Source organism: Plesiomonas sp., from assembly GCF_051650925.1.
Classification (GTDB): domain Bacteria; phylum Pseudomonadota; class Gammaproteobacteria; order Enterobacterales; family CAMTGL01; genus Plesiomonas.
Map to the genome: position 1 here is coordinate 1 of NZ_JBOFRH010000328.1, position 2637 is coordinate 2637.

The following is a 2637-nucleotide window of genomic DNA, read 5'->3' on the forward strand; positions in this document are numbered from 1 at the left end:
AATAATACTAATGTACTTTTTTGTCACTAAAGCACCAACCGTTCAAGAGGCCAGATTGAAGGAGAGGATTGTATTGATAAAGATCACAAGAGTAAATATGCATTTGCATGCGCAGAGCAATTTCATTACATATCGCATGTAACTCGATTATTGTGTGATGATTTAGAGGTCAGTAAAAGTAATTTTCACTAAGATACTTTCACTTCTAAAATAGATTGACAATATGGAAAAGCATTAATTGCATTTTTAACTCGCTCCTTGCCTACGAATTGGCGGCTCACTTGAAATACAAACTACTCTCACTTACGGTTTAGGCCACAAACGTAGGAATAATGAAGATAAGAGTTGCTCACACAATAAATACGAGCAGACCGCAACGAGTAAATAACAGGCTGCCAGCAGACTTTCGAAGAATGACGGGTGAATGCTCGAAGATAAGAACAAAAACGCAGCCAAATACTTTATCTGTTTAATCGCCTCATCCATGACGGTATGGCTGAATGCATGCTGCATAATACCGAGAGAAAAAAGCAAAATAAAATATGCGCATACAATAGCAAATACTCTTGCTATCGCCAGATTCCAGAAACGTCCTTGCACTAGCATCCATCAACACTCATTGCCTATTTAAGCAAAATAATAGACATGTTATTCATTCAGCATCAAGACCAAGCTGAAAATGTCATTAAAATCAATGAATAATACAGAAGTTATGACCGCTTAGCTACCATAAAGCAAGAGACAGATAACAGCGTTATGCCATACAAAATCAGTTCAAAACAAATATGTTTTTCTCGTCAACTTTTGTCGGGATTTTATGCCACACATTCATTTATAAAAAGAATACCAATAAACTAATGCATAAATAATTCGTAAAGTTAAACATGGTAGTTTCTTGATGGTTCTAACATCTATTGTGTAAAAATAAAGGCCATCATAATGGATGGCCTTTACGCTTTTTAAAATAATGTACTTGTGTACAAAATACTCAAGATTCTGAAACTTAAGCCGAGTACAGTGAGTTGATAGATTGATGCAATTTTTCGGCAAGCTCTGATGATGCATACTTCTCTGTAATCACTTCGATATAGGCTCCCGTACCGCAAGTTTCAGCTTGGCGAATTGCGGCATCCAACTCTTCACACGTCGTGACACGCGCGGTAAACCAGTTTTCACATCCCATCGCTTCTGGCAGTTTTTCATATTTCCACTGCGCCAGATCGTTGTAATAAATGTCACCATCTTTGCACAATAAACGCTCGATTAAGTATCCATCATTATTGAGAACAAAAATCAGCGGCTTCAAGCCAAAACGATAAAACTGGCTAATCTCCTGCGAGGTCAGCTGGTGCGAGCCTTCACCGGTAATCAATACCGTACGTTGCTCTGGTGCCGCCATTGCCGCACCAAAGGCCGCTGGGGTCGCCCAATCAATCGCGCCCCACAAAGTCTGGTTGTGGAAAGTCGAACCCTGTGGCATACGAGCAAAACCTAAGCCCATAGATGATGTACCGGTTTCAGCCATCAAAATGTCATTTGGTTTGAGCATTTGTTGCCAACGTGAATAAAGATATTCTGCCGTAATCTTGCCACTGGCAGTCACTACTGGCAGTGCTGTAACTTTTGGTGCATGTGCAGGGAAAGCTTTTTTACTGACTTTTTTAACCACCGCCTCTAGCACATCCTTCATTAGCACTCGGTTATACACAGCCCCGCCGATTTGCACTGACTCCGGCATGATGGCAATACACTTACGGCTATCGAGACGAGCTGTAAATGCGCCAGTGTTGAAATCCGACATAATCGCGCCGATTCTCAACACACAATCGCTGCTTTCAACAAAATCACGGACATTCGCATCCATCAAATTGCCGTTATACATCCCGATATAGTTGGAATGACTTTCATCCAGCACGCTCTTATCCATCATCATGGTGGCAAACGGCAGGTTCGCCGCTTCAATCAGACTCAGCGTTTCTTGACGCACACCATGACGCGCTAAGTAGATCCCTGGCAGCACGCAAGCTTGCTGACTGTTATTCAAGCGATCAGCCAGAATATCAACCACTTCAGTCAATACCACAGGATCGCTGCTTTCTGTCACCGTGGCAGGCACAGCCATTTCCACTACAGGCATGGTGGCATAATCACTCGGGAAAACCATGTATACCGGTTTACGGTAACGCAGAGCCGCAGCAATCAAGCGTTCCGTTTCAGCCACACAGTTTTCCGGAGTCATAATTGCACGAGCACACACAAACGGCGCAGTGACTTCATAAAACGTAGTGAAATGACCATCTCCCAATGTGTGGTGTACGAGCCCGCCTTGAGCTTGCACACTGCTTGCCGGCATACCTACCAAGTGGAAAATCGGCAGCGATTCGGCAAATGCGCCCGCAATGCCACTGATAGCACTGAGCTCCCCAACCCCAAAAGTGGTACTCAGCGCAGCCATACCATGAATACGGGCATAGCCATCGGCTGAATATGCCGCATTCAACTCATTACAGTTACCAATCCAGCGCAGGCGATTATCTTCACACACCGCATCTTCGATAGGAAAAGCATAATCACCAGGAACACCGAAAATATCACTGATGCCCAGATCGTACAGGCGGGACAGTACATGTTGAATAA

1 protein-coding gene is annotated in these 2637 nt (G+C 43.6%); it reads right to left on the reverse strand.

Translation table 11 applies throughout. From position 1 onward, the window contains the following. Nucleotides 1-1003 precede the first annotated feature (1003 nt). The gene (locus ACRC27_RS07670) at nt 1004-2635 is read right to left on the reverse strand and encodes an alpha-keto acid decarboxylase family protein (RefSeq protein ID WP_438639573.1); all 1632 of its coding nucleotides are present in this window, start codon (nt 2633-2635) and stop codon (nt 1004-1006) included. Nucleotides 2636-2637: the final 2 nt, after the last annotated feature.